Below are 25,637 nucleotides of genomic sequence, written 5' to 3' on the forward strand. Positions count from 1 at the left end.
TTCTTGACGACCATAGAGCATTGGAACCACCTGATCCCATCCCGAACTCAGCAGTGAAACGATGCATCGCCGATGGTAGTGTGGGGTTTCCCCATGTGAGAGTAGGTCATCGTCAAGATTAAATTCCGAAACCCCAATTGCGAAAGCAGTTGGGGTTTTGTTTTGGGCGTTCGAAAAGTGTCCACCTTGTCCCCGTACATTTGTTCCCCCCAACCCCGACCTGACTGCCCCGACAAATTTGCACAGTTATTTCTGAACGACACCACTAGAATAGCCACCTCACCATTTTTAGAGTCAGAGCCCTATCTATGCCCGATCCGGTTGATGCCCTCGAGGTGTCGGATTTACCGCTGGACGACTTGGTGGCATGCCATGAGTGCGACTTGCTGATGCGCAAACCAACCCTCGCCCTCGGCGAAAAAGCCCAATGCCCGCGTTGTGGCTACGAGCTATACGCTCACCGGCACAATGTGGTCGAGCGCAGCCTCGCCTTGGTACTGGCGGCCCTGCTGCTGTACATCCCCGCGAACTTTTTACCCATCATGCAGCTCAATCTACTCGGGCAGTCCTCGGAGGACACCGTGTGGAGCGGCGTCGTTGGCCTGTTTGATACGGGTATGCAAGGCGTCGCCGCCGTGGTGTTCCTATGCAGCATGGGCATCCCCTTGCTCAAGTTGCTCTGCCAGTTGGCCGTGCTGCTCAGTATTCGTTGGAACATCGGTCGCAACTACGGGCTGCTGCTATACCGCATCTACCACCACATGAAGGATTGGGGGATGTTGGAGGTCTACTTGATGGGTGTGCTGGTGGCGATCGTAAAGCTCGCCGACATGGCCTCCATCACCCTTGGCCTGGGTCTGGTCTGCTTCGTCAGTTTATTAATGGTCCAAGTTCTGCTTGAGGTGGTGATGTCGCCCCATCAGATCTGGCAAGCGCTGTCAGGAGAGCATGACCATGCGGGCGATTGATGCAGGCATTCTGATTTGTACCGAATGCCATGAGTTGAACAAGCAGGAAGCGGATACCGATGAGCAGCTCTGCACCCGTTGCGGCGCGTTGATCCATGCCCGTCGCCCCAATAGCCTCACGCGCACCTGGGCGCTGTTGATCACTGCGGCGATCCTGTACATCCCCGCTAACCTGTTACCCATCATGACGGTCAACTCCCTCGGCCAAGGCGACCCCAGCACCATCATGTCGGGTGTCATCCAGTTGGTGCAGCACGGGATGTTCCCGATCGCCGCCGTGGTGTTCATCGCCAGTATCCTGGTACCGACCTTCAAGTTGGTCGGCATTGGCCTACTGCTGTTCTCGGTGCAGCGTCACCAACCGCTGTCCGCGCAACAACGCATTGTGATGTATCGCTTTATCGAGTTCATTGGGCGTTGGTCCATGCTGGATATCTTCGTGATCGCCATCCTGGTGGCGGTCGTTAACTTTGGGCGACTCGCCAGTGTCGAGGCCAACCTCGGCGCTGCGGCGTTCGCCAGTGTGGTGATCTTGACGATGCTTGCCGCAGTAACTTTCGATCCCCGACTGATTTGGGATAACACGGAGTCGGACGACGACCATGAGTGATTTGCCTAAAGCTAAAACCCGCCCAGCTTCTAACTGGTCGGCCATTTGGGTGTTGCCCTTGATTGCCCTGATCATTGGTGGCTGGCTGGGGTGGCGTGCCTATTCCCAGCAAGGTATCGAGATTCAAGTTCGCTTTGAGAGCGGCGAGGGTATCCAGGTCAACAAAACTGAAGTGGTCTATAAAGGCATGACCGTGGGCAAGGTCAAAACCCTGGCTCTGGATGACGAGGGCAGCAATCGCGGGGTGATCGCCACCATCGAGATGAACAAGGACGTTGAGCAGTACCTCAAGACCAACACTCGCTTCTGGTTGGTCAAGCCCAGCGTCAGCCTTGCCGGTATCACCGGCCTGGAAACCCTGGTTTCAGGTAACTACATCGCCGCCAGCCCCGGTGATGGCGAGCCCACGCGCAAGTTCAAGGCGCTCTCCGAAGAGCCGCCGTTATCCGACGCCAAGCCCGGCTTGCACCTGACCCTCAAGGCCGACCGCCTGGGCTCGCTGAACCGTGGCAGTCCGGTGTTCTACAAGCAGATTCAGGTCGGCCAGGTCAAAAGCTATCTGCTGTCCGAGGACCAGAGCACGGTAGAGATCAAGGTCTATATCGAACCGACCTACGCCAACCTGGTGCGCAAACACACACGTTTCTGGAACGCCAGCGGCATCAGTATCGACGCCAACCTTTCCGGTTTGAAAGTGCGCAGCGAATCCCTCTCCAGCATTGTCGCCGGTGGTATCGCCTTCGCCACGCCAGAGAATCGCAAAGACAGCCCACCCACCGACCCGAGCCTGCCTTTCCGCCTATACGAAGATTTCGATGCCGCCGCAGCGGGCATCAAGGTTAAGGTCAAACTCACCGACTTTGAAGGCCTGCAGGCCGGGCGTACGCCGGTGATGTACAAAGGCATCCAGGTCGGCAGCCTGAAAACCCTGAAGATCGACCCGGACCTGTCCAGCGCCAGCGCCGAGCTGACCCTCGACCCATTGGCCGAGGACTACCTGGTCGAGGACACGCAGTTCTGGGTGGTCAAACCGTCCATCTCCCTGGCAGGCATCACCGGCCTGGAGGCCTTGGTCAAGGGTAACTACATCGCGATTCGCCCAGGCGATAAAGGCACCCCGCCACAACGCGAATATGTAGCCCGTGCCAAGGCGCCGCCGTTGGACCTGCGTTCCCCGGGCCTGCACATGGTGTTGCTCACCGACAGCCTGGGCTCGCTGGATGTCGGCAGCCCGATTCTGTACAAGCAGGTCAAAGTCGGTTCGGTGCAGAGCTACCAGTTTTCACGCAAGAAAAAACAACTGGTGATCGGCGTTCATATCGAGAAGGAATACGAAAGCCTGGTCAACGGCTCGACGCGCTTCTGGAATGCCAGCGGCGTCACCCTCACGGGCGGCCTCACCGGGGGTATCCAAGTCAAAAGCGAATCCCTGGCCAGCCTGATGGCGGGCGGTATCGCCTTCGAAACGCCGGAACCGAACGTGCCATTGAAACATCGCATCCCGCGCTTCCGCCTGTATGCCGACCGTGACGCCGCCAACCAGCACGGCACGCTGGTGACCATCAAAGTTGACCGCGCCGACGGCCTGAGCGCCGGCACACCGGTGCGCTTCAAGGGACTGGATGTGGGCAAGATCGAGAGTGTCGACCTCAGTGCCGACATGCAGTCGGTGCTGCTCAAGGCGCGTATCACCCAGGTTGCGGACCGCATTGCGCGTTCGGGCAGTCAGTTCTGGGTGGTCAAGCCGGAACTGGGGCTGATGAAGACGGCTAATCTGGAGACTCTGGTCACCGGCCAATACATCGAAGTGCAACCGGCCGCAAAAAACGCCGGCCCGCAAAAGAGTTTTGTCGCCCTGGCCCAGCCGCCCGAAGCGGTGCATCAGGAAGCTGGCCTGAGCCTCACACTCAGCGCCGCCCGCCGTGGTTCGCTGAAGGAAGGGGTACCGGTCACCTACCGTGAAGTGACGGTCGGCAAAGTCACCGGCTATGAGCTCGGCCAGACCGCTGACCGCGTGCTGGTGCACATCCTGATCGAGCCCAAGTACGCGCCGCTGGTGCGCAGTGGTAGCCGTTTCTGGAACACCAGCGGCTTTGGCCTCGACTTCGGTTTGTTCAAGGGCGCGACCGTGCGTACCGAGTCGCTGGAGACATTGGTGGCCGGCGGGATCGCCTTTGCCACGCCGGACGGCGAGCGCATGGGTAACCCGGCACGGCCGCAGCAGACGTTCCCGTTGTTCGACAAGTTTGAGGATGAATGGCTGACCTGGGCGCCTAAGATTCCACTGGGCAAGTAGACCGAGGCGCGGCCTTCGCGAGCAAGCCCGCTCCCACAGGCTCGGTCAACTGTGGGAGCGGGCTTGCCCGCGAAGAGGCCCGCCAAAACACCACAAAAACCAAGCCGAAAAAAAGGCCGCGATCCTAAAGATCGCGGCCTTTTTACTTTCAGTACAACCCGTCAGACTTCATCCAGCTCCGGCTCGTCCGCCTGCACATTCATCGTCGCCTTCACCACATCATGACGACGGATGTACTTCCAGTCCGCCTCATCAATGTAGATCCCGTTCGGCCCGCTGCCGCCTTCCAGGTCGATCGCCACCTGGGCGGACACCTGCGGCTTCACGCTGGCCAGGATCGGCACAAAGCCCAGTTGCAGGCTGGTTTCCAACAGCGCCGCCTGGTTCTTCTCATCGATGTCTGCCGCTTCATCCAGGTAGTACGGCAAGCGCACGCGACCGGCCTGGTCGCGGTCCATCAGGTGCAGCAACAGGTACATGTTGGTCAGCGCCTTGATGGTCATGGTGGTGCCGTTGGACGCAGCGCCGTCGATGTCGGTATGGATCACCGGCTGGCCGTGAACCTTGGTGATTTCGAACGCCAACTCGAACAAGTCCTTGAGGCCCAACTGGTTATGGTTGGCGGCTACCAGGCGAGCCAGGTATTCCTTGGCTTCTTCGTTCTTGTTGTCCTGTTCGGCACTCTGGCTGAGGTCGAACACCGAGAGGGTCTCGCCTTCTTCATACTGACCGGCACTGTGAATGATCTGGTCGATATGTTTGAGCGCTTCCTTGTTCGGTGCCAGCACAATGCGAAAGCTTTGCAGGTTGGAGACCTGGCGCTTGTTGATCTCGCGGTTGAACAGCGCCAGCTGGTGTTCCAGGCTGTCGTAGTCGCTGCGGATATTGCGCAGGGTACGGGCGATGTCGGTGACCGCTGCACGACGTGCCTTGCCAAGCGTCAACGCCTCATCGGTACGGTGCGCGTAGGCGTTGATCAGCAGTTGCAGGCGACGCTCGACATCATCCTCACTGTCGAACTTGGCCACGCCCTTGAGACGTACCTGGGCGTACAGCGCTTCGATCTGGCCATCGGCGCGCAGCAAGCCCTGCCAGCTGTCCTGATAGTCGTTGAGCAGCGGCAACAGGTTGTCCATGGAATCGTCGACCGGGTCCATGAACGGCGTACCGAACGGCAGGTCCGCCGGCAACAGCTGACGACGGCGCAACGCGTCATCCAGCGTGCGCTGTTTGGCTTCCATGTCGCCGATCTGGCGACCGACCAATTGCAGCTTGGCCGACAGTTGCTGGACGCGCTCGGTAAAGGCATCGCTGGAACGCTTCAACTCGTCCTGGGCCGCTTCCATCTGCGCCAGGTTTTCCAGTTTCTCGCCTTCTTCGGCGCTCAGGGTCTGGGTGCGGCGGAAGTCTTCCAAGGCCTTCTGGGCATCCAGCACCTGCTGGTACAGCGCTTCGGTCTGGGTCTTGCTTGCGGCGCGGTCAGAGGCCACGGCCTGCTGGGTTTTCAGCTGCTTGAGCTCTTTTTCCAGGCGCTCTTTCTGGTCACGCAACGCGGCACGGTCTGCCAGGGCTTGGAGTGCCGGCGGCTCGATGTGCGAGATGTCGATGGACAGCCCCGGCACTTCAAAGCGCTCGCCCTTGAAGCCATCGAGGATCTGCTCCAGGGATTTGACCCACTGGCCGTCTTCGTCCAGCGTGATGCCATGTTCGCCTAGCGGCAGGCTGAACAACGAGCTGTTGAACAGGCGCATCAGGCGTTCGACATCCTGTTGCGAGAACTCTTCGCGCAGCTTGGCGTAGCTGTTGTTGTCCGCGTGATCGAGTTGCTGCTTGACCGACTTCAAGCGCTTTTCCAGGTCGCGCAGGCGCTCTTCCAAGTCCTCGGCGCTGAACTGTCGCGACTGCGCCAAGGCGCCCGCCAGTTCATCGTGGGCGTCTTTGGCGGCGAGCAGTTGTTGCTCCAGCATCTTGACGTCATCCACCAGGGCAAAGCGGTGCTTGAGCACCGACAACTCGCCCAACCAGCGCTGGATGCCACTGATTTCCCGCTCCAGGCGCATCAGCTCCTGGGTGCCGCCGCGCTGGTCGTTCTGCAGCGCGTCCTGCTCGTTGCGGTAGTGTTCGGCCTGGATGGTCAGCTCTTCCTTGCGTGCACTGGCGTAGTCCGACCAGGTGCCCAGCAATGAATCCAGCAGCGGCGACAGGCGATGCAGTTTGCCGCGCAGGGCGTCGCGCTGTTTCACGCCATTGGCCAAGGCTTCAACCAAGGGGCCGGCTGCCACCAGCGAGTTGTAGTCCTGCTCCATGCGTCGCACATCGCGGAAGGCTTCTTCACAGGCCGCGATGTAGTCGACACTGCCCGAACGCAGGCTGTGTTCGAAGGCATCGAGGAACAGTTGCTTGAGCTTGGCCGCGGTGATTTCGCGCATGTGCAGCAGGTTGATAAACAGCGCGCGGAACGTCTTCAGGCTCTGCTCGCTGGTGGAGCGCAGCGGAATCAGGGTCAGGTCCAGCGGGATAGACGTATGCCCGCCCACCAGCAAGCGCCGCAGCTCATCGGGCTTGAGTTCATAGGCTTTCAGGCCCTCGCGCTCAAGGTTGGTGAACAGCTCTTTCTGGCGCAGGCAGGTGTCGTTTTTCTGGTAGTGGGCCAGGTCCAGCTTGCCCGCATAGGCAAAGAACTGGTGACCAAAGCCACCGCCCGGGCCGCGACCGACCACGCCGATGACGTGGGGGCCGTGGGGCAGGGAGACTTCTACCAGGATGTAGCTGGTGTCGGTGGCAAAGTAGAAGCGCCGCGATTGTTCCAGGGTGTACTTGCCGAAGCTCATGTCCGACATGCGTGCCAGGATCGGGAACTGCAAGGCGTTGATCGAGGCGGATTTACCCAGGTTGTTGGCGCCGTACACCGACAGCGGTTCTTCCAGTGGGAACAAACCCAGGCTGTAACCGGCGGTGTTCAATAGGGCGAAGCGGCGGATGCCGTAGCGTTCCTTACTCATGCGTCGGTCTCCTGTTCTTCGGCAATGGCGCGGGCCAGGGCATCTTCTTCGCTTTCTTCGGTGAAGGCGCTCAGATCCAGCGGGTCGTCGGTCTTCAGCAGTTTTTCATCGCTGTCTTCGTCGATGATCACCGGCACCGGCAGCGGCAATACGCTGTGCACGCTGGCGGCAAGGTCGCGGTCTTGCTGCACCGACAGGCACACATCCAGGAAGCGGTGCATCGGCGGCAGGAAGCGGTAGATACCGTTGTCTTCGCTGGCAAAACCCAGTTGGGTCATGCGGCGCATGATTTTTTCTTCGAGCTCTTCCTGGGTCTGTACCTCGGCCTGGATAAACAGGTCGCGGTATTTCTCCAGCAACGAAGGCAGCTCATCGCGGCCCAGGCTGCCGCCGTCGAGCACGGCAATCGGGTCGCGACCCTGGTCGGCCAGGTGTTCGACGATGATGAAGGTGAACAAGGCCAGGCGCTGGGCGGTCTTGTTCACCTGTGCGGCGGCCACGGCAGTGTCCGGCACGAAGTAATAGAAGCCGCGGGTATCGCACACCAGCTCAAAACCCAGGGCCTTGAACAGCGTGCGGTACTGGTCCTGGAAGTTCGACAACTGCGCGTACAGCTCCGGGTCGCGGCGGCTGACGTGGTAACCCTTGAACAGCTCGCGAAAGATCGGCGCCAGCTGGGACAGTTCGGATAGATCAAGATGCATAAGGCGTGCTCGCAGAATTCTCGGTGGCATCGACGCCGGCCGGGAGCAGGGCGAAGGAGCGCAGGCTGACCTGGTGCTCGTGGGTGTGGTAATCGCGACGCTCCAGGCGCTCGCGCTTGAAGCGTTTTTCCCGGGACAGGCGCGAGAACCAGTACAGCAATTCATCGGTGGCGCCGTCCGGTTCCTGCTCCAGCAGCCAGGTCATCAGGTCGGGCATCGGCAGCGCGTCTTCGCAGCGCTCGAGCATTTCCTTGACCGTACGCGGTGCGCGCTGGGCTTCGCCTTTGTGCGACTTGTGCGCCTTGGGGAAACGCGCCGGTTTCGGCTCGAAATTGGCCAGGGCATACACATAGGCTTCGACCTGGCTGGCACTGCCCAGGAAGGTACTTTGCGGCCGCGTGAACATCGGCATCGCCGCTTGCGGCACCGCGTCCAGGCCTTTGCGGCGAATCGCCGACAGGGCCAGCGCCGCGCCGCGAGTCACGGCGTTATGCCGGCGTGCTTCTTCACGCAGCGGCAGCAGCAACTCCCGCGCATGGCGCAAGGTCAGCTGGGCGCTGGTTTGCATTTCGAGGATGCGCGCGTGGGTGCGCAGCAGCATGTCGTCATCCACCAGGTGGCCAAGACGCTGTTGCTCGGTGAGCATGCGCAGCAGTACGTTTTCCACCTTGCGCACGCCTTGCTCGAAGGCGCCGTCGGCGTTCACCAACTGGATCATCGGCTCGACGTATTCGTCCCAGGTCGCCAACACTTCGGCGTAACGCTGGCGCAGCGGGATCTGCCGGTCGCTGGTCTTGGCGCGGTCGGCCACGGCGGCGAGGGCTTGTTCGTCGTTGGCGAGCTTTTTGAGCACATCGCGCACGCGCATATCCAACAGGCGCAGTTGCCGGGCCAGGTCGTGGCCGTCGCGAATGTCGAAGGCGTCCTGGATATAACCAGCCAGGCGCTCCAGGTGGCGCAGGTAGGCTTCGATTTCCAGGCACAGGCCAAGCCGGTGCTCCTTGCGAAGATAGGCGAGGAAGTCGTGGATCTGCGCGTTGAGCTCGAAACGGTTCGGGCTCTTGGCGACAGGCACCAGGATATCCAGGCGAATCCACACGTCCAGCAGGCTGGTGATGTCCTGGGGCGTGCTGTCCAGTTGTTGGGCGGCCAACTGCGCGCGCAGCTCGGCCAGGCTCAGGGTGCCTTGGTCGAAGTGTTCGCACAGAGGCTCAAGTAAGGCCCAGTGTTCGGCGAGGGCGCGCAGGACGCGCTTGGGTTCGATCATGGGAATGGCCGGCTGGTTGGCGATTAAAAGTCGCGATTGTACTGCATCACGCGCGGGATTTATCCACAGCCGGTCAGTGCGCAGTGGGCGATTGTGGCTGAACAGCGGTAGAATCCCCGCTCTTTACTTATCCACAAGTGGCCGAGCTGTGCTTATCGAGTCCCGACGTCGCGCTTACTTGACCGCCATGCAGGTGGTCAACTGGCTGCCCCGCACTGAACTGCCGTTTGCCGCGCCGTCGCGGCCCGAGTTGTTGCAGGCGCTTGAGCCCTTTGAGGCGTTCGAGTCGTCGGGAGAAGAGGCGGCCGCGCCTGTGGCGGTGGTCAAACCCACCCCTGAGGCGCGCCCGGCGGTCGAGCGGGCCAAGATCGAAGTGCCTCGCCCTGCGCCGGTGACCAAGGCTGCCAAGGTGATGGAGGAGGCTGCTCCCGTAGTCAAGGCGCCGGTGGTGCCGCCGCCACGCTTTGCCCTGCAATTGCTGCGGGCCGGGCGTTGCCTGTTGCTGGTGGAACTGCCGACCGGCGAACGTTTCCAGTCCCGCGACCCGGCCTACCTGTTGCTCAAGGACATGCTGCGCGCCGCCGGCCTGCCCGACAGCCCGCAAATCGTCGGGGAGCCGGTGCGCTGGCCGCTGCTGGTGCGCGGCACCATGGACCAGGGCCCCGAGGCCGCACGGGATTTCGTCCAGGGGTTTGTCTCGGCGCGCCTGGAAGACGAGCCCTGCGTGTGCCTGTGGCTGATCGGCCTGCCCGCCGTGCGGTTTGCCGGTGAAGCCAACGCCGAGGCCTGGTATCGCGAGCTGCAGGTTGAAGGCCTGGGTTCGGTGTGGGCCCTGCCGGGCCTGGAATTATTAATGGAAGAGCCACAGCGTAAGGCTGATGTCTGGCAAGCCATGCGCCGGCTGATGGCGCGCTGGAAAACAACTGATGAGTGAGGCTTTATCCTTTCGCCCGATGACCGAGGCCGACCTCGACGCCGTGCTGAAAATCGAATACGCAGCGTTCAGCCACCCCTGGACCCGCGGGATTTTCCTCGACGGGCTGGGCAAGTACCAGATCTGGCTGATGTTCGAAGGCGAGCAGCAAGTGGGGCATGGGGTGGTGCAGATCATCCTCGATGAAGCGCACTTGCTGAACATTACCGTGAAACCGGAAAACCAGGGCCGGGGCCTGGGCCTGGCGCTGCTGGAGCACTTGATGTCCCGTGCCTATGCGGCCAATGCCCGGGAATGTTTCCTGGAAGTGCGTGACAGCAATACCGGCGCGTTTCGGTTGTATGAGCGCTATGGCTTCAACGAAATTGGCCGTCGCCGGGATTACTACCCGGCAGTCGGTGGCCGCGAAGATGCAGTCGTGATGGCCTGCACCCTCGTCGACTGAACAACCGTGAGCTGTAGGAGCGAGCTTGCTCGCGAAAAACGTCAACGCTAACGCGTGCTTCCTGGATGAACGCGGCGCCTGTGGTTTTTTCGCGAGCAAGCTCGCGCCTACACCTACATAGGGTGATGATCGATCAGCGCTTGCGGTTCAGCGGGTCCAGATCAGCCAGTTCCGCCTCATCCAACCCATTCCCGCCACCAATGTCATTTTCTCCCACGACGCTCAAGTCGTAGTCGGCGGCATTGTCTTCGCCTTGCTCCTGCGCATCCCGCGCGCCATCCTCACGGATCAGCGTTTCCGGGCTCATATCGTCATCGGTAGCTTCATGATCATCCGTCGAAGCCCCGGTCAGCCCGGCCTCGCGCACCCGTTCGTCGGGCATCAAATGGTCGCGTTCACGGCGCGGCAGCTCGTCGCCGATTTCTGCGGTCTGGTCTGGCTCGTCAAAATCCAGCTCGCGCATTTCACCCATGCGGTCTTCGTTGTCATCGATCGGTTCGGGCTGTGTTGCGCCGTAGGGACGTCGTGATTCAGTCATGGCCAATCCTCATACTGTGGGGCTTATAGTGTGTGGACAGGCATGGCAGCCAAAAAATTCAAGCTAATTAGCGCCTGGCGTGACCCGGACGAGGGCTTGTCAGTCACAAAACTGCGCATCATTCCTGAGGCTTCCCTGATGAACGAACTACAAGACCTGCTTGATAACAACGAACGCTGGGCGGATGCGATCAAACAGGAAGATCCCGAATTCTTCGCCAAGCTCGCCCGCCAGCAAACCCCGGAATACTTGTGGATCGGTTGTTCCGATGCGCGTGTACCGGCCAACGAGATCGTCGGCATGTTGCCTGGTGATCTGTTCGTGCACCGCAACGTGGCCAACGTGGTGCTGCACACCGACCTCAATTGCCTGTCGGTGATCCAGTACGCGGTGGATGTGCTCAAGGTCAAACACATCCTCGTCACTGGCCACTACGGCTGTGGTGGCGTGCGTGCGTCGATGCAGGACCGTCAGTTCGGCTTGATCGATGGCTGGCTGCGCACTATTCGCGACCTTTACTACGAAAACCGCGATGTGCTGGCCCAGTTGCCGACCGAAGAAGAGCGCGTGGACCGCATGTGCGAACTCAACGTGATCCAGCAGGTGGCCAACGTCGGCCACACCAGCATTGTGCAAAATGCCTGGCACCGTGGGCAGAGCCTGTCGATCCATGGCTGTATCTATGGCATCAAGGACGGCCGTTGGAAGAGTTTGAACACCACCATCAGTGGCTTTGAGCAACTGCCGCCGCAATACCGCCTGCGCCCGTTGGGCGAAGCCTAAGGTCGCTTGTGCTCGCGCCACCAGGCCATGAAGGCCTGGCCTTCGGCGTTCAGCGGCTCCTTGTTGCCGGTGATCCAGCCCCGGCAGTTCAGCTCGCCGCAATGGCATGCGAACTGCCGGGCCAGGGTGTCTTCGGTGGTGGCGTAATCCAGCGTCAGCAAGCTGCCGGCGCCGATGGGTTGCACCGTCCATAGCTCCAGGTACGTCGTGTCTAGAAACACGTTCGGGTTGCAGGAGTGCTGTAACAGGCCGCAGAGCCAACCATCGTACAAGTGGATGCGGGGTGACAGTTGCAGCGTGTACGGGCGCCGTTCGCTCACGGCATAACCGGAAACCTTAGCAATGCGCGTGCGACTCTCAAAGGCCACGCGCGCCGTGACCCTGGCCGCAACCCCTTCAGCCTCTTGCTTGACCTCAAAGTGCTCGGTCGAGGGGTAACCCTGTTCCACGAGCAGCGTCTTGAAGGGATAGAGGCAGTCATTCACAGCCGTTTCAGCCTTATCCATGGCTCGAGTTTTCATCACTCTCCTGAGCGGGGCTGCATGGACCTGCGGGTGTGACGGCCAGTCTTGCAGCAAATGGGCGCGGCCCTAGATTCGCCGAAGTGGGATCCTATTTCTACTGTCAAAGTTGACAGTAGAAACGGTTTTTTCCCCTTAAAGCGCGGGGGCTGTGACCGTGGGGGCGGGGGCGGCATTTCTCAGCTGTTTCAACTGTGCCTTGATAGGCGCTGTGGCGCACTTGGCGTTGGCCTGCTCGGGCGTCAGGTGGCGCACGGAGGTGTAGAACAGCTCACACGTCTGCTCCTTGCGCGTGACCTGCCACGTATTCAGGCAGGCCTTGAGCAATACATTGGCATCGCTGGCGGGTTTCTGGCCCATGCCGGCTTGCCAGCAGGCGGCGCTCAAGTCCTGGCCCATCACTTTCAAGCCGGCGTCGTCGGCCTTTTGTTCGTCACCGTCATAACTGTCGGGGCTGGCCGCGTACCAAATGTAGCTTGGGTGGTTGGCGCCCAATACCGCGACGGTTTTGCCGGGCTCCGGGCTGATCTGTGCCAGGCTCAGCACACCCACGGTTTGCCCGTATTGTTGCTTGATCCAACTGCGCACCGGCGCGCCGAAGGCCACCATCGGCAACGCGCCGCCAGGGCGCAGGCTCAGTTCCTTGACCATGCGGGTCTGGTAGTCGGTGAAGTAGCCATAGACGGTTTCCAGGTCTTTGCCGGCATTGGACGGCGCAGCGATGGGCGCGATATCGATGATGGTCTGGTACGCCGGCGTTTCCGTGGCCGGTACGCCGTTTTCGCTTAACAAGGTGGCCCAGCGGTCGGTGGTGGCCGATTCCAGGTAATCCTGGGCCTGGGTCAGCGAGTAATCCGGCGGGAAGTGCAACAGCTCGATGCTTTTACGGTTTTCCAGGGCCATGCCCAACGGCAGGAACAGGTACCAGTTGTAGGCCCATTTGCCGTCACTGTTGAGCTGGCGGGCACCTTGGTAAGCGAGATCGGCGGTATTGAGCAGCGTGGTCAGCGGCTGGCCATAACCGTCTGGCACGCCGCTGAAGGTCGCCGTGACCTGACCGTCGTGGGTCTTCACACTGACCTTGGCCCGGCTGTAACCGTCACGTTGCAGGCTCTGGTTCAAATAGTGTTCGGCGGTCTGCTCCAGTGACCATGGCCGGAAGCAGATCACATTGCAATTGTTGGGGTACGCGAACAACTGGGTGACGCGCTGCGTGCTGCCCAGTGGCACCTCGATGTCGGCCTGTACGACCGCACTCGCTAGTAGTGCGGCGAGGGTGAAGGACAGCCTGGTCGGTTTAAACATAGTCGATTCCTTGTCAGCGAAGCCCGTCTGCGCGGGATGGAAGCCCACCTGCACACAGTAGCGGCTGACCAGGAAAATCGCGTGTTAAATCGCCTGGCATGTCGTTATTGGATAAGCCCCTACAGGCTGAACTGCAAGGCATTGCTCAGATCGCCCATGGGCTTCTGGCCGCGCGCGATCATCGCGTCATCGCGCTGCTTGAGGCCGTCCAGGGTCTCCAACTGGAACACCCGTGTGATCAAACGCAGGATCGATGCCGTGTCGTACACCGTATGGTCCACCGTGCCTTTGCGTGCAAACGGCGACACCACCAGCGCCGGAACCCGCGAGCCCGGGCCCCAGCGGTCACCCTGGGGCGGCGCCACGTGGTCCCACCAGCCGCCGTTTTCATCCACGGTCACCACCACCACCATGTTTTTCCATTGCGGGCTTTCTTGCAGCACCTTCAAGGCGCGGGCGATATGGCGGTCGCCCGAGGCCACATCGGCATAACCGGCGTGCATGTTCAGGTTGCCCTGGGGTTTGTAGAAACTCACGGCAGGCAGCTTGCCGGCCTGGGCGTCGGCGAAGAACCGGTTGGTGCTCGACTCATCGCCCAAACCGCCGTCGCGCAGGCGCTTGGCACGCTCTGCCGGGTTTTGCGGCCCTTGCTGCTTGAAGTAATTGAACGGCTGGTGGTGGTACTGGAAATTCGGAATCTTGGGGATGCCGCCGGAGTCCTTGAACTGCTCCAGGGTGGCTTGCCACGCACCGGCGTACCAGGCCCAGTCGATGTTCTTTTTCGACAGCTTGTCGCCAATATGCTCGTGGGTTTGCGGCACCAGCACATTGGGCAGGTCGGGCTTGGAATAATCCGGGTTTTGCGGGTCGCGGATCCAGGTGGGCCAGTAGGGTGGGGCCAGGGTGTTTACGCCGTAACCATCGGGAGTCAGCGCGCTGGGGCCAAATTGTGGCGGGCCGGTCATGGCGCTGGCCGGGGAGGTGTTCAAGGGCTTGAGGCGCGTGTCGCTGGGGTCATCGCTTTGCAGCGTGGCGATCTGCGCCTTGGCCACCGACTGCGCGGCATTGGGATAAAACGGCGCGGTGGCGCTGATCAGGTACTGATGGTTAAGGAACGAGCCGCCAAACGCGCCCTGGAAGAAGTTATCGCACAGCACAAACTCCTTGGCCACGTCCCACAGGCGCAGGGCATAACGGCTCTGGGCGTAATGGCCCATCACCAGTCCACCGGAATCGCCCCAGGCGACAAAACCATCATTCTTGCCGCCGTTGATCTGCATCTGGTTCTGGTAGAACACGTGCCACAGGTCGCGAGTCACCAGGCTCAATGGCAGGTCTTCGCCCTGCGGGCCTTTGAGGGCGAAGGGTGCGTTGGGCAGGTTTTGCTGGAATTGCACTTCGCTGGGGTAAGTCACCCCGTCCACCGTTTGCGGGCCGACCTGCAACACGCCGCCCCAACTCGGTGGCAGGGCAGACAATACGCTGCCATCGCGGTCGCGCTGCTGGAAGTCCTTGGCGGTTAACGCCGACAGCGGTTTCTCCACCCCGGGGAAATCTGCGAACAGGTTGTTGAAGCTGCGGTTCTCGGCGTAAATCACCACCACGGCCTTCACCTGCTCGCGCAATGCCTTATCCAACTCCTGGGGCGTGAGCGGCCGGGTCACGGGTGGGCTCGGTGCTTCGCTGGTATTGCCGCAGGCACTCAACGTCGCACCCACGCCCAACACCGCCGCACCGCCGAGGAAGCGCCGACGGCTGGTGTCTACCGGCGTTTTGGGGGCGCAGTCGTGGGCAGGGTGGTCGTTGTGCTCGTCACTCATTGCGGGGGAGTCCTTAGCGAGATGTTGCAAGATATTTCGCAGGACGGTAGCAATGGAATGTGACGGAACAAAGACAGGCGGGTGATGGGCGGGGCGTGTCTACACGGCTCAAGCGCTGCTAGACTGCCCTTCTAATGCACATCACTGAGGTGAATCGTGAGACCTTCAACTGCACTTGATCTGCAACGAACGGCTGTACGAGAAGTGGTCGGGCGTTTCCGTATTTCCAATCCCAGAGTATTTGGGTCGGTACTGATGGGGACTGACCAAGAAGGCAGTGATCTTGATTTGCTGGTAGACGCGCCGCCGGGCACAACGCTCTTTGATCTCGGTGGGTTGCAGGTCGAGCTTGAGGACTTGCTCGGCGTTAATGTCGACCTGCTTACGCCTGGTGACTTGCCTTTGAAATTCCGCGATAAAGTGCTAGCGGAGGCCCGGCCAGTATGACGGAAAGTCGGCTAGGGGATTATCTGTAGCACATAAGGCAAGCTGCCACTGACGTGATCACTTTTGTAGAGGGCTTGAACAAAGAAGAGTTTTTGGAGGACCGGCGAACACAACAAGCTGTGGTCATGAGCCTGATTATCATTGGTGAAGCGTCGACGAAAATCATGGATCAGCATCCGGACTTCGCGGCACGCCATTCACATATTCCTTGGCGCAATATGCGAGCGATGCGCAACCGAATCGCTCATGGTTACTTCGATATCAACTTGGATGTTGTTTGGGACACGATACAGAGTGCCTTACCTGATCTATTGGCCCGCCTTCCTGTAAATCCTTGACCGCAGCTGTTCTACCAACAGTTGCGGTCACCCTTTATTCAGGGCATCACAGGCGGCAAATACTTCAACGTCGTCCCCAACGCCCACAGCAAAAACAACACCAGCGGCGTGTGCACCAGCAACTGCACAAACGAAAACCCGATCAAATCCCGCGCCTTCAGCCCCAGCACACCCAGCAACGGCAACATATAAAACGGGTTGATCAAGTTCGGCAGCGCCTCGGCGGCGTTGTAGATCTGCACCGCCCAGCCCAGGTGGTATTGCAGGTCATTGGCCACTTGCATCACGTACGGCGCTTCGATGATCCACTTGCCGCCACCCGAGGGGATGAAGAAACCCAGCACCGCCGAATACACACCCATCAGCAGGGCGTAGGTGTCGTGGGAGGCGATGGAGGTGAAGAACGTCGAGATATGGTGCGCCAAGGTCTGGCCGTCGCCGCCCTTGACCACCGTCATCAGTGCGGCGATCGAACCGTACAGCGGGAACTGGATCAGCACGCCGGTGGTGGTCGGCACCGCACGGGCCACGGCATCGAGGAAGCTGCGCGGGCGCCAGTGCAGCAGCGCGCCCACCATGATGAACAGGAAGTTATAAGTGTTGAGCCCCGAGATGGCGCTGATCGCCGGCTTGGTCGAGAACTCATGGAACAGCCAGCCGGCCGCCAGCAACGCCAGCAGAATCGTCAGCAACGGGCTGTGTTCCAGCCATTCACCGGGGCGCGTCGGCGCCTGCGGCTTGGGCAGGTTGAAGGCCGGGTCAATGCCGCAGGCCTTGGCATCCCGGGCGCTGTTGGGGCCAGGTGCGGTGGCGTAGGCGATGATCAGCGACACCACGATCAGCGCCAGCAACAGCACGCCGGATTGCCACAGGAAAATGGTTTCGGTGAACGGGATCATGCCGGTGATCGACAGAATCGACGGCGGCAAGCTGGCCGGGTTGGCCTGCAACTGCGCGGCCGACGACGACAGCCCCAGCGCCCATACGGCCCCCAGACCCAGGTACGCAGCAGCGCCAGCGGCGCGGTAGTCCATGCGCAAATCCGTGCGCCGGGCCAATGCCCGCACCAGCAAACCGCCGAACACCAGGGACAGGCCCCAGTTAAGCAACGACGCTACCATGGAGATCAACGCCACCCAGGCCACGGCCGAACGGCCATTCTTGGGAATGCGCGCCAGGCGGTCGATCAACTTCACCGCCGGCGGTGAACTGGCGACCACGTAACCGCCGATCACCACAAAGGCCATCTGCATGGTGAACGGGATCAGGCTCCAGAACCCGTCGCCAAATGCCTTGGCCGCTTCGGCCGGTGCGGCGCCCATGCCCAGGGTCGCCACGGCGACGATGATCACGGCGAGGGCGGCAAACACCCAGGAGTCAGGAAACCAGCGTTCGGCGAAGTTGGAGCAACGCAGGGCAAATCGGGCATAGCGGCTGTCTTCGATAGCATCGGCCACGAGTCTTTCCTCTTGTAGTTATTATGGGGTTTGGCAGTTTTACGGCATGTTCCTCTACGGCCATTGATTTGGGAATGTAGTTATCTTCAACGATCAATGAGTAAAACAAATATATCCGTCGCGATTGCCATCGATGGGCTCAGCTCATAACCTGCACGCCATTTTGTTTGTCTGCCGAGCCTGCACATGACTGCCACCTTTTCCCCACGGGCGCAGCGTTTTTCCCGCTCCGACTACAAAACCCTGGGCCTGGCCGCCCTCGGCGGCGCCCTGGAAATCTACGACTTCATTATCTTCGTGTTCTTTGCGCTGACCCTCAGCCAACTGTTCTTCCCCCCAGAAATGCCCGAGTGGCTGCGCCTGCTGCAAAGCTTTGGCATCTTCGTCACCGGCTACCTCGCCCGCCCACTGGGCGGCATCCTGATGGCGCACTTCGCCGATCACCTGGGGCGCAAGCGCGTCTTCAGCCTGAGCATCCTGATGATGGCCTTGCCCTGCCTGCTGATCGGCATCATGCCGACCTACGCGCAAATCGGCTATTTCGCCCCGCTGATCCTGCTGGCGCTGCGCGTGCTGCAAGGCGCAGCGGTGGGCGGCGAAGTGCCCAGCGCCTGGACCTTCGTCGCCGAGCACGCACCGCGTCACCACCGTGGCTATGCCTTGGGTTTTTTGCAGGCTGGCCTGACCTTCGGTTACCTGCTGGGGGCGCTGACCGCCACCTTGCTCGCGCAAGTCTTCACCCCGGCCGAAATCCTCGACTACGCCTGGCGCTTCCCCTTCCTGCTCGGCGGCGTGTTCGGTGTGATCGGCGTATGGCTGCGCCGCTGGCTCAGCGAGACCCCGGTGTTCCTGGAAATGCAGGCGCGCCGCCAAGCCGCCGCCGAAATGCCCTTGCGCACCGTGCTGCGCGACCATCGCGCTGTGCTGTTGCCGGCGATGATCCTTACCTGCGTGCTGACGTCTGCCGTGGTGGTGCTGGTGGTCATCACCCCGACCATGATGCAGAAAACCTTCGGCATGAGCCCCAGCCATACCTTCGCCCTGAGTGCCCTGGGCATCGTCTTCCTGAATATCGGCTGCGTCCTCGCCGGCCTGCTGGTGGACCGCATCGGCGCATGGCGCGCGGTATTGGTCTACAGCCTGTTGCTGCCGGTGGGCATTGCGCTGCTGTACGCCAGCCTGATCGCCGGCGGTGTGTGGCTCGGCGCGGCGTATGCCGTGGCGGGCCTGAGTTGCGGCGTGGTGGGCGCGGTGCCGTCGGTGATGGTCGGGCTGTTTCCGGCGCAGGTGCGGGTGTCGGGGATTTCCTTCACTTACAACATCGCCTATGCGCTGTGGGCAAGCACTACGCCGTTGTTGTTGATCGCGCTGATGCCGACCAGCCCGTGGATCTGCGTGGGGTATTGCGTAGTGATGGGGGCGGTGGGGGTGGCGAGTGTGGCGCTGTTTGGCAAGCGCCACGCTATAGACGCTGTTACAAATGGCACCTGGGGCCATTAATTGACGGGTAGGTAGCTCGCTTCTATAGTCACGTCCATTCTTGACGAACACATTTACCCTATGTCCCAGACTGCCTATATCAACTCTGCAATCCTGCCCTGGTCTCGCCAGCGGGCGGGGCTGTCTCAAGAGCAGGTTGCTAAAGGTCTGATGGTCAAATTGGAAAAGCTGAAGGAGTGGGAGGATGGTCAGAGCCTTCCCTCTTTCAACCAGGCGCAAAAGTGGGCTGCACTTGTGCATGTGCCTTTTGGCTATCTCTTTCTCAGTACGCCCCCGCCCGAGCAACTTCCTCTTCCCGACCTGCGGACCGTGGGTGGCGTTTTTCCAGACAAGCCAAGTTTGAACCTGATGGACACTGTAAGGGATGTGCTCCGCAAGCAGGACTGGTATTTGGAATACCTGCAGGATCACGAGCGTTCTGCTCTGTCCTTCGTAGGAAGTTTCAGTATCCGTTCGCCAATAAAAGAGGTGGTTGCAGATATTCGGCGCGTACTTGGCGTGACAAGTTCTTTTGCCCGAATGAGTTATGAAGACTATGTGAGGGCGCTGGTCAGCGGCGCGGAAGAGGCCGGAATTCTTGTAATGCGCAGTGGTGTTGCCTTAGGCAATACCCATCGGAAACTTGATGTCAGTGAGTTTCGGGGATTTGCGGTCAGTCATCCTATGGCTCCTGTAGTTTTCATCAATAGTGCGGACGCGCCCACGGCACGTCTTTTTACATTGATGCATGAACTGGCGCATATCTGGATTGGTAGCACGGGCGTATCTGATGGCAGCAGTCAAGGCGCTCGTCAGGAGGAGGCCTTTTGTAATGCGGTGGCAGGGGAGTTTCTTGCGCCAGAGGATGATTTTCGGGCGCACTGGAATTCGGCTCTTCATTGGGAAGAAAACCTGGCGCCCTTGGCCGGACGCTTCCGTGTCAGCACATTGGTAATAGCCCGTCGTGCCCGTGATCTTGGCCACATCAGTAGTGAACAATACGGCGCTTACTACCGTCGGGTCCTGCAAGAGTATCGAGATAAGGGCGGCAGTGGCGGGGATTACTACCGCGTAGCGGCTATCAGGAACAGCACCCGGTTGAGCAAGGCTGTTCTTGCAGAAGCGCAGAGCGGGCGGATTTTGCTGCGAGATGCTGGGAAACTGCTGGGTGTGCAGCCGGCCAAGTTGAAGACTTACGGGATGAAGCTATCGGCATGAAGCATCTATTGGATTCGAATACGTTGATCGAGGCCAAAAATCGCTATTACGGTATGACGATTTGCCCAGGTTATTGGGCATGGATACTTCAGCAGCATCAAGCTTTGGAAATTGCCAGTATTGTCCCAGTCAGGGACGAGTTGGCTAAAGGCAATGACGAGTTGACCCAATGGGTGAAAGGTAATGCCAGCCTGTTTGAAGATTCGAATGATCAACGGACTCAAGCGGCCTATGGGAATATTGTCTCAAAAATTGCCCAGCAGGTACCGGTGATGAAAGTCGGTGCTTTAGAAGAGTTTCTTGAGGGCGCAGATGCTTGGTTGATAGCCAAGGCAATGGCTACAGGCGCCGTGGTTGTCACGCACGAAGTTTATAACCCTGATATCAAGCGTAAATTCACCATTCCCAATGTGTGCTCATTGTTTGACGTGCCTTACATGAATACTTTTGAATTGCTCGGTAAACTCGACGCGCGCTTCGTCTTGCATCACTGATAATTGAGGGGAGGAAAGTCTCCCCTCGATATGACACTCAAGTCAAAAAGTGCCAAAGCACCAGGGTACCCACCAACCCAACCACCGAAACAATCGTCTGCAACACCGACCACACCCAAATCGTCTGTTTCAACTGCAAGCCAAAGTACTCACGCACCATCCAGAACCCGGCGTCGTTGACGTGGCAGAAGAACACCGAGCCGGCGCCGATGGCCAGGGCGACCAATGAGCTTTGCGTCGCCGCCAACCCGGCCATCATCGGCGCGAGGATGCCGGCGGTCGTGGTGGTGGCCACGGTGGCCGAGCCGGTGGCTTGGCGCAGGGCCACGGCGATCAGCCAGGCCAGCAGCAGGTAGGGCATGTGCGCGCCTTCGGCGACTTTGCTGATGGTCTGGCTGACGCCGGCGTCCAGCAGGGTTTGCTTGAGGCCGCCGCCGGCGCCGATGGTCAGCAGCAGTACGGCGATGGGCGCCAGCGCTTTGCGCAGGGTGTTGCCGACGTCGGCGCGTGGCATGCCCGCCGCCCAACCCAGGCAGACGACCGCGGCGATTACGGCCAGGCCGAGGGCGACCAGCGGTTCACCGAGGAACTTCAAGGCCAGGGCGAGGGTGCTTTCCGGCGCCAACGCGACTTTGGCCAAGGTGCTGCCGAGCATCAGGATTACCGGCAACAGAATGATCAGCAGCGACACACCGAAGCTCGGCTGGCGCGGGGCCTTGGGCGGTGCGCTGAACAAGGCGCCGATATCGGCCGGTTCATCCACGTGCAGGCGCTTGGACAACCAGTTGCCATACAGCGGCCCGGCCAGGATCACGGCCGGCACCGCCAGGCAAAAGCCCAGCAACATGGTCAGGCCCAGGTCGGCGTGCAATGCGCTCACGGCGATCAGCGGCCCAGGGTGAGGTGGCATCAAGGCATGCAGGGTGGTCATGCCCGCCAGTGCCGGGATGGCGATTTTCAGCAACGGTTGGTTCGAACGCTTGGCCATCACAAAGATGATCGGCACCATCATCACCAGGCCCACTTCGAAGAACAGCGGCAGGCCGATGACCATGGCGACTAACGCCATCACCCAAGGCAATGACTTGCCCTTGCCCAGCCCGAGCAACGTGGTGGCAATACGGTCGGCCGCGCCGGATTCGGCCATCAGCGCGCCGAGCATCGCACCCAGGGCAATGATGATCCCGGCTTCCCCTAGAATCGCCCCGGCGCCTTTGCTGAACGCCTTGGCCACTTCTTCCGGCGGCAGGCCGGCGCCGACCCCGGCGATAAAGGTGCCGATCAGAATGGACAGGAACGGCGGCAGTTTGGTCGCGCTGATCAGCACGATGATGCTGGCGATCGCCAACAGCACGCAGAGCATGAGGCGGGTGTCGTGAACCATCCACGCGGCAGTCGATAACTCCAAAACGGGACTCCTTATCGAGCAGGTTGGCTAATATGTTTCTTTTTGTTTCAGCCTGAAAAGCATACCTGATAGAGCTTTCCCTGCGCGTGCATGAACGATTTTGGTGCGCCCGAAGCTAACGACCCTCTGGCGCTCAGATGACAATTTTGCAAACCATGCCCGTGGATCTGGCCTATAGCTCTATGATCCGCCCCATCCCAACCCACGAGGACATTTCATGAGCGCAGGACACAGCCACGCCCAAGTACGCGCCGGCCACGAACGCAAGTTATGGATCGCCTTGGGGCTCACCGGTAGCTTCATGCTCGCCGAAGTCATCGGTGCCTTTGTCACCGGCAGCCTGGCGCTGTTGTCCGATGCAGCGCACATGATGACCGACGCCCTGGCCTTGGCGATTTCCCTGGTGGCGATCCAGGTCGCCAAGCGCCCGGCAGACCGCAAGCGCACCTTTGGTTATGCGCGCTTCGAGATCCTGGCAGCCGCCTTCAATGCATTGCTGCTGTTCGCCGTGGCGTTCTACATCTTGTACGAGGCTTACCAGCGGCTGCAGGCACCTGCCGAGATCCAGTCCACCGGCATGCTGGTGATTGCGCTGCTGGGGCTGGTGGTCAACCTGATCTCCATGCGTCTGCTCAGCGCCGCCAGCGGCGAGAGCCTTAACGTCAAGGGCGCCTACCTGGAAGTCTGGAGCGACATGCTGGGCTCCGTCGGCGTGATCATTGCCGCGCTGGTGATCATGTTCACCGGCTGGGGATGGGTTGATTCCGTGGTCGCGGCCGCCATCGGTTTTTGGGTGCTGCCGCGCACCTGGACGTTGCTCAAGGCGAGCATGAACATCCTGTTGCAAGGTGTGCCGGAGGGGGTGGATATCGAGCAGGTGGAGCAGGGCATTCGCAGCGTGCCTGGGGTCAAGGACGTGCACGACCTGCACATCTGGGCCCTCACCAGTGGCAAGAACGTGCTGAGTACGCACCTGGTCGCGGATGCGTCCCAAGGCAGCGAGCAACAGATCCTCAGCCGAGTGACGGAGTTACTGCACGAACAATTCGATATTTCCCACGCCACGATCCAAGTGGAGGGCGAGGGTTTTCAACATGACGATCACGACGAAGTGCATGCCTGAGCCTGGCTAACGGATTTGTAATCTTTCGCCCACGGCCCTGATAAGTACCGAAAGCTACATTGCCCCCGCTGGGAAACCTCAGCGACTTCATGGGCGTGGAACTCTCGTTATGGCAATTTTTGTTAGAACACTGTTGGGGGCGGCGGTATTGGCATTGTGGATATCCGCAAACGCCGCCCAGGCACAACCCCTCACCCTCGATGCAGCCTTGCAAACCGCCTTCGCCAACAACCCGGACCTGGCGGCCGCACAATGGGAAATCGACATCGCCCAGGGCGGTCGCCAACAGGCCGGCCTGATCCCCAACCCGGTGGCCTCCTGGGACGCCGAAGACACCCGCCGCAACAGCCGCACCACCAGCATCAAGCTCAGCCAGACCCTGGAACTGGGCGGCAAGCGCGGTGCGCGTATCGAAGTGGCCACCCGCGCCCAGGATGCCGCCGCGCTGACCCTGGAGCAGCGTCGCAACTTGTTGCGCGCCGAGGTCATCGACAGCTACTACGGTGCCTTGCGTGCCCAGGAACGCCTCGACCTGGCGCAACGCTCCATGACCCTTGCCGAACGCGGCCTGGTGGTCGCCAACGGGCGCGTCACCGCTGGCAAGTCGTCACCCGTGGAAGCCACTCGCGCCCAGGTGCAGGTGTCGGAAATCCGCCTGGAATTGAACCGCGCCCAGATCGGCCTCACTGACGCCTACCGTCGCCTGGCCACCAGCACCGGCAGCGCCGCCACCGACTTCCAGGCCGTCGCTACGCCAAGCACTTCCGTGCCGGCGTTACCCGCCGCGGCGCCATTGCTGGCTCGTCTTGAACAGACTGCGGAACTGCGTCTGGCCGAACTCAACATTGTGCAGAACGAAGCCAGCGTGGGCCTGGAAAAAGCCCAGCGCATTCCGGACCTGGACGTGTCCATCGGCAGCCAATACGACGCCAGCGTACGCGAACGGGTGAACCTGGTGGGCGTGTCGATGCCCATTCCGCTGTTCAACCGCAACCAGGGCAACATCCTCGCGGCCAACCGACGCGCCGACCAGGCCCGCGACTTGCGCAACGCCGCCGAGTTGCGCCTGCGTACCGAAACCCGCCAGGCCCTGGACCTGTGGCAAACCGCGAACACCGAAGTGCGTGCGTTCAACCAGCAGATCCTGCCCGCCGCACAAAGTGCGGTAGACAGCGCCACCCGTGGCTTCGAGATGGGCAAGTTCAACTTCCTCGACGTGCTCGACGCCCAGCGCACCTTGATCGCGGCCCGTACCCAATACCTTGCGGCCACCGCCCAGGCCACCGAGGCCTGGGTACGCATCGAACGCATTTACGGCGACCTCGCCCGATTTTGATTTTTCCTGGAGTCTCCTGATGAACAAAAAACATGGCATGGCGCTCGCCGTCGCCCTGGGCCTGATGCTGTCGGGCTTGGCCCACGCCGAGGAAGAAGAAGGCAAGCTCGAACTCACCGAGCAGCAGATTCAAGCCGCCGGCATCCAGTTGGCCCAGGCGCAACCGCGCGCCATCAGCACCGTGCTGACGCTGCCGGGCGAGGTGCGTTTTGATGAAGACCGCACCTCCCACATCGTGCCCCGTGCGGCGGGCGTGGTGGAGGCGGTGAAGGTCAACCTGGGCCAGTCGGTGAGAAAGGGCGAACTGTTGGCGGTGATCGCCAGCCAGCAGATTTCCGACCAGCGCAGCGAACTGGCCGCCAGCGAGCGCCGGGTCGAACTGGCGCGCACCACCTTCCAGCGCGAGCGTCAGTTGTGGCAGGACAAAATCTCTGCCGAACAGGATTACCTGCTGGCGCGCCAAACCCTGCAAGAAGCCGAAATCGCCCTGAACAATGCGCGACAAAAGATGACTGCGCTCAGCGGTAGCGCGGTATTGGCCGGCGGCAATCGTTATGAACTGCGTGCGCCCTTCGCCGGTGTGGTGGTGGAAAAACACCTGGGGGTGGGCGAGGTGGTCAGTGAAACCAGCAATGCCTTCACCCTCTCGGACCTGTCCCAGGTGTGGGTCACCTTCGGCGTGTTTCCCAAGAACTTGAACAAGGTGCGCGTGGGCAAACCGGTGAAAGTCAGCTCGACGGAAATGGGCACCGAAGTGCTGGGCACCGTGGCCTATGTGGGCAACTTGCTCGGTGAGCAAACGCGCACCGCCACCGTGCGTGTGACGGTGCCCAACCCCGACGACGTCTGGCGCCCGGGCTTGTTCGTGTCCGTGCAGGTGGCCACCGATACCTACCAGGCCAAGGTCACCGTACCGCAAACCGCGATCCAGACCGTCGAGGACAAACCCTCGGTGTTTGTGCGCACCGCGGACGGCTTTATCACCCGCCATCTTGAACTGGGCGTCAGTGAAAACGGCTACGTCGAAGTGCGCAAAGGCCTGGAGGCCGGCGCGCAGGTGGCGACGGCTGGCAGCTTCATCCTCAAGTCCGAACTGGGCAAAGGCTCGGCCGAACACGCCCATTGATCCTGCGAGTGATTCCCC

Annotated in this window: 23 protein-coding genes and 1 rRNA gene; 15 read left to right on the forward strand and 9 right to left on the reverse strand. The window is 60.8% G+C overall.

Features of this window, described 5'->3' with window-relative positions:
• Positions 1-2: 2 nt before the first annotated feature.
• The 4 genes from rrf (at position 3) to MF6394_RS30775 (ending at position 3,874) form a co-directional block, all read left to right on the forward strand.
• Positions 3-118: ribosomal RNA gene (gene rrf, locus MF6394_RS30760) — 5S ribosomal RNA — on the forward strand.
• Positions 119-308: 190 nt separating this feature from the next.
• The gene (locus MF6394_RS30765) at positions 309-968 is read left to right on the forward strand and encodes a paraquat-inducible protein A (protein WP_047712512.1); all 660 of its coding nucleotides are present in this window, start codon (positions 309-311) and stop codon (positions 966-968) included.
• The gene (locus MF6394_RS30770) at positions 955-1,578 is read left to right on the forward strand and encodes a paraquat-inducible protein A (RefSeq protein WP_044271248.1); all 624 of its coding nucleotides are present in this window, start codon (positions 955-957) and stop codon (positions 1,576-1,578) included. The genes MF6394_RS30765 and MF6394_RS30770 overlap by 14 nt, the downstream gene beginning before the upstream one ends.
• Complete coding sequence (locus tag MF6394_RS30775; protein WP_034134445.1) at positions 1,571-3,874, forward strand: PqiB family protein; 2,304 nt, start codon at positions 1,571-1,573, stop codon at positions 3,872-3,874. Before MF6394_RS30770 ends, MF6394_RS30775 begins: the two co-directional genes overlap by 8 nt.
• 161 nt (positions 3,875-4,035) lie before the next feature.
• On the opposite strand, the gene mksF is transcribed toward MF6394_RS30775, so the two are convergent.
• Genes mksF through mksB form a run of 3 tightly spaced genes read right to left on the reverse strand, consistent with a single transcriptional unit; the run spans position 4,036 to position 8,847 of the window.
• Positions 4,036-6,876 carry an Mks condensin complex protein MksF gene (gene mksF / locus MF6394_RS30780; protein WP_032893715.1) on the reverse strand — a complete coding sequence of 947 codons (2,841 nt, stop codon included), beginning with the start codon at positions 6,874-6,876 and terminating at the stop codon, positions 4,036-4,038.
• Positions 6,873-7,580: an Mks condensin complex protein MksE gene (gene mksE, locus MF6394_RS30785; protein WP_069558156.1), complete on the reverse strand. Its 708-nt coding sequence runs from the start codon at positions 7,578-7,580 to the stop codon at positions 6,873-6,875. The genes mksF and mksE overlap by 4 nt, the downstream gene beginning before the upstream one ends.
• Positions 7,570-8,847, reverse strand: a complete 1,278-nt coding sequence (mksB, locus tag MF6394_RS30790; protein ID WP_032893713.1) for an Mks condensin complex protein MksB — start codon at positions 8,845-8,847, stop codon at positions 7,570-7,572. Before mksB ends, mksE begins: the two co-directional genes overlap by 11 nt.
• A 187-nt stretch (positions 8,848-9,034) precedes the next feature.
• On the opposite strand from mksB, the gene MF6394_RS30795 reads away from it, so the two are divergent.
• Positions 9,035-9,781, forward strand: a complete 747-nt coding sequence (locus MF6394_RS30795) for an energy transducer TonB (RefSeq protein WP_069558157.1) — start codon at positions 9,035-9,037, stop codon at positions 9,779-9,781.
• Positions 9,774-10,226 (forward strand): ribosomal protein S18-alanine N-acetyltransferase, encoded by a 453-nt coding sequence (gene rimI, locus MF6394_RS30800; RefSeq protein ID WP_003188286.1) that lies wholly within the window; start codon positions 9,774-9,776, stop codon positions 10,224-10,226. The genes MF6394_RS30795 and rimI overlap by 8 nt, the downstream gene beginning before the upstream one ends.
• A 133-nt stretch (positions 10,227-10,359) precedes the next feature.
• On the opposite strand, the gene MF6394_RS30805 is transcribed toward rimI, so the two are convergent.
• Entirely contained in the window at positions 10,360-10,764 is a 405-nt protein-coding gene (locus MF6394_RS30805) for a hypothetical protein (protein ID WP_047712514.1), read from the reverse strand.
• A 138-nt stretch (positions 10,765-10,902) separates the two neighbouring features.
• Here MF6394_RS30805 and can point away from each other — a divergent pair, with 138 nt between their 5' ends.
• The gene (can, locus tag MF6394_RS30810; RefSeq protein ID WP_003188288.1) at positions 10,903-11,547 is read left to right on the forward strand and encodes a carbonate dehydratase; all 645 of its coding nucleotides are present in this window, start codon (positions 10,903-10,905) and stop codon (positions 11,545-11,547) included.
• Here can and MF6394_RS30815 read toward each other — a convergent pair.
• The 3 genes from MF6394_RS30815 to acpA form a co-directional block, all read right to left on the reverse strand.
• Positions 11,544-12,068: a hypothetical protein gene (locus MF6394_RS30815; protein WP_044271254.1), complete on the reverse strand. Its 525-nt coding sequence runs from the start codon at positions 12,066-12,068 to the stop codon at positions 11,544-11,546. The two genes, can and MF6394_RS30815, sit on opposite strands and share 4 nt — an antisense overlap.
• 135 nt (positions 12,069-12,203) lie before the next feature.
• A complete protein-coding gene (locus tag MF6394_RS30820) occupies positions 12,204-13,373 on the reverse strand; it encodes a hypothetical protein (protein ID WP_069558160.1) in 1,170 nt (389 codons plus the stop codon).
• A 119-nt stretch (positions 13,374-13,492) separates the two neighbouring features.
• Entirely contained in the window at positions 13,493-15,193 is a 1,701-nt protein-coding gene (acpA, locus tag MF6394_RS30825) for an acid phosphatase (RefSeq protein ID WP_078468177.1), read from the reverse strand.
• A 156-nt stretch (positions 15,194-15,349) separates the two neighbouring features.
• Here acpA and MF6394_RS30830 point away from each other — a divergent pair, with 156 nt between their 5' ends.
• Together MF6394_RS30830 and MF6394_RS30835 are read left to right on the forward strand one after the other, a co-directional pair.
• Entirely contained in the window at positions 15,350-15,640 is a 291-nt protein-coding gene (locus tag MF6394_RS30830; RefSeq protein ID WP_032893707.1) for a nucleotidyltransferase family protein, read from the forward strand.
• Between the two features lie 32 nt (positions 15,641-15,672).
• On the forward strand, positions 15,673-15,978 hold the full coding sequence (locus MF6394_RS30835) for a HepT-like ribonuclease domain-containing protein (RefSeq protein WP_202971612.1): 306 nt from the start codon (positions 15,673-15,675) through the stop codon (positions 15,976-15,978).
• 38 nt (positions 15,979-16,016) lie between these two features.
• Here MF6394_RS30835 and MF6394_RS30840 read toward each other — a convergent pair whose 3' ends face one another.
• Positions 16,017-17,435, reverse strand: a complete 1,419-nt coding sequence (locus tag MF6394_RS30840; RefSeq protein WP_003188294.1) for a short-chain fatty acid transporter — start codon at positions 17,433-17,435, stop codon at positions 16,017-16,019.
• 186 nt (positions 17,436-17,621) lie between these two features.
• Here MF6394_RS30840 and MF6394_RS30845 point away from each other — a divergent pair, with 186 nt between their 5' ends.
• Genes MF6394_RS30845 through MF6394_RS30855 form a run of 3 tightly spaced genes read left to right on the forward strand, consistent with a single transcriptional unit; the run spans position 17,622 to position 20,626 of the window.
• A complete protein-coding gene (locus MF6394_RS30845; RefSeq protein ID WP_044271261.1) occupies positions 17,622-18,935 on the forward strand; it encodes an MFS transporter in 1,314 nt (437 codons plus the stop codon).
• A gap of 60 nt (positions 18,936-18,995) precedes the next feature.
• Positions 18,996-20,132: an XRE family transcriptional regulator gene (locus MF6394_RS30850; protein ID WP_078468178.1), complete on the forward strand. Its 1,137-nt coding sequence runs from the start codon at positions 18,996-18,998 to the stop codon at positions 20,130-20,132.
• Positions 20,129-20,626, forward strand: a complete 498-nt coding sequence (locus MF6394_RS30855; protein WP_069558163.1) for a DUF4411 family protein — start codon at positions 20,129-20,131, stop codon at positions 20,624-20,626. The genes MF6394_RS30850 and MF6394_RS30855 overlap by 4 nt, the downstream gene beginning before the upstream one ends.
• 37 nt (positions 20,627-20,663) lie before the next feature.
• Here MF6394_RS30855 and MF6394_RS30860 read toward each other — a convergent pair whose 3' ends face one another.
• Complete coding sequence (locus MF6394_RS30860) at positions 20,664-22,034, reverse strand: GntT/GntP/DsdX family permease (protein WP_078468179.1); 1,371 nt, start codon at positions 22,032-22,034, stop codon at positions 20,664-20,666.
• Between the two features lie 217 nt (positions 22,035-22,251).
• Between MF6394_RS30860 and MF6394_RS30865 the strand changes: the two genes are divergently transcribed.
• The 3 genes from MF6394_RS30865 to MF6394_RS30875 all read left to right on the forward strand — a co-directional run bounded on the left by MF6394_RS30865 (position 22,252) and on the right by MF6394_RS30875 (position 25,619).
• A complete protein-coding gene (locus MF6394_RS30865) occupies positions 22,252-23,157 on the forward strand; it encodes a cation diffusion facilitator family transporter (protein ID WP_032893700.1) in 906 nt (301 codons plus the stop codon).
• 109 nt (positions 23,158-23,266) lie between these two features.
• Positions 23,267-24,493, forward strand: a complete 1,227-nt coding sequence (locus tag MF6394_RS30870; RefSeq protein ID WP_078468180.1) for a TolC family protein — start codon at positions 23,267-23,269, stop codon at positions 24,491-24,493.
• 19 nt (positions 24,494-24,512) lie between these two features.
• Positions 24,513-25,619, forward strand: a complete 1,107-nt coding sequence (locus MF6394_RS30875) for an efflux RND transporter periplasmic adaptor subunit (RefSeq protein WP_078468181.1) — start codon at positions 24,513-24,515, stop codon at positions 25,617-25,619.
• The last annotated feature ends 18 nt before the right edge of the window (positions 25,620-25,637 follow it).

It is taken from the genome of Pseudomonas sp. MF6394, assembly GCF_002018845.1.
GTDB lineage: Bacteria > Pseudomonadota > Gammaproteobacteria > Pseudomonadales > Pseudomonadaceae > Aquipseudomonas > Aquipseudomonas lactis.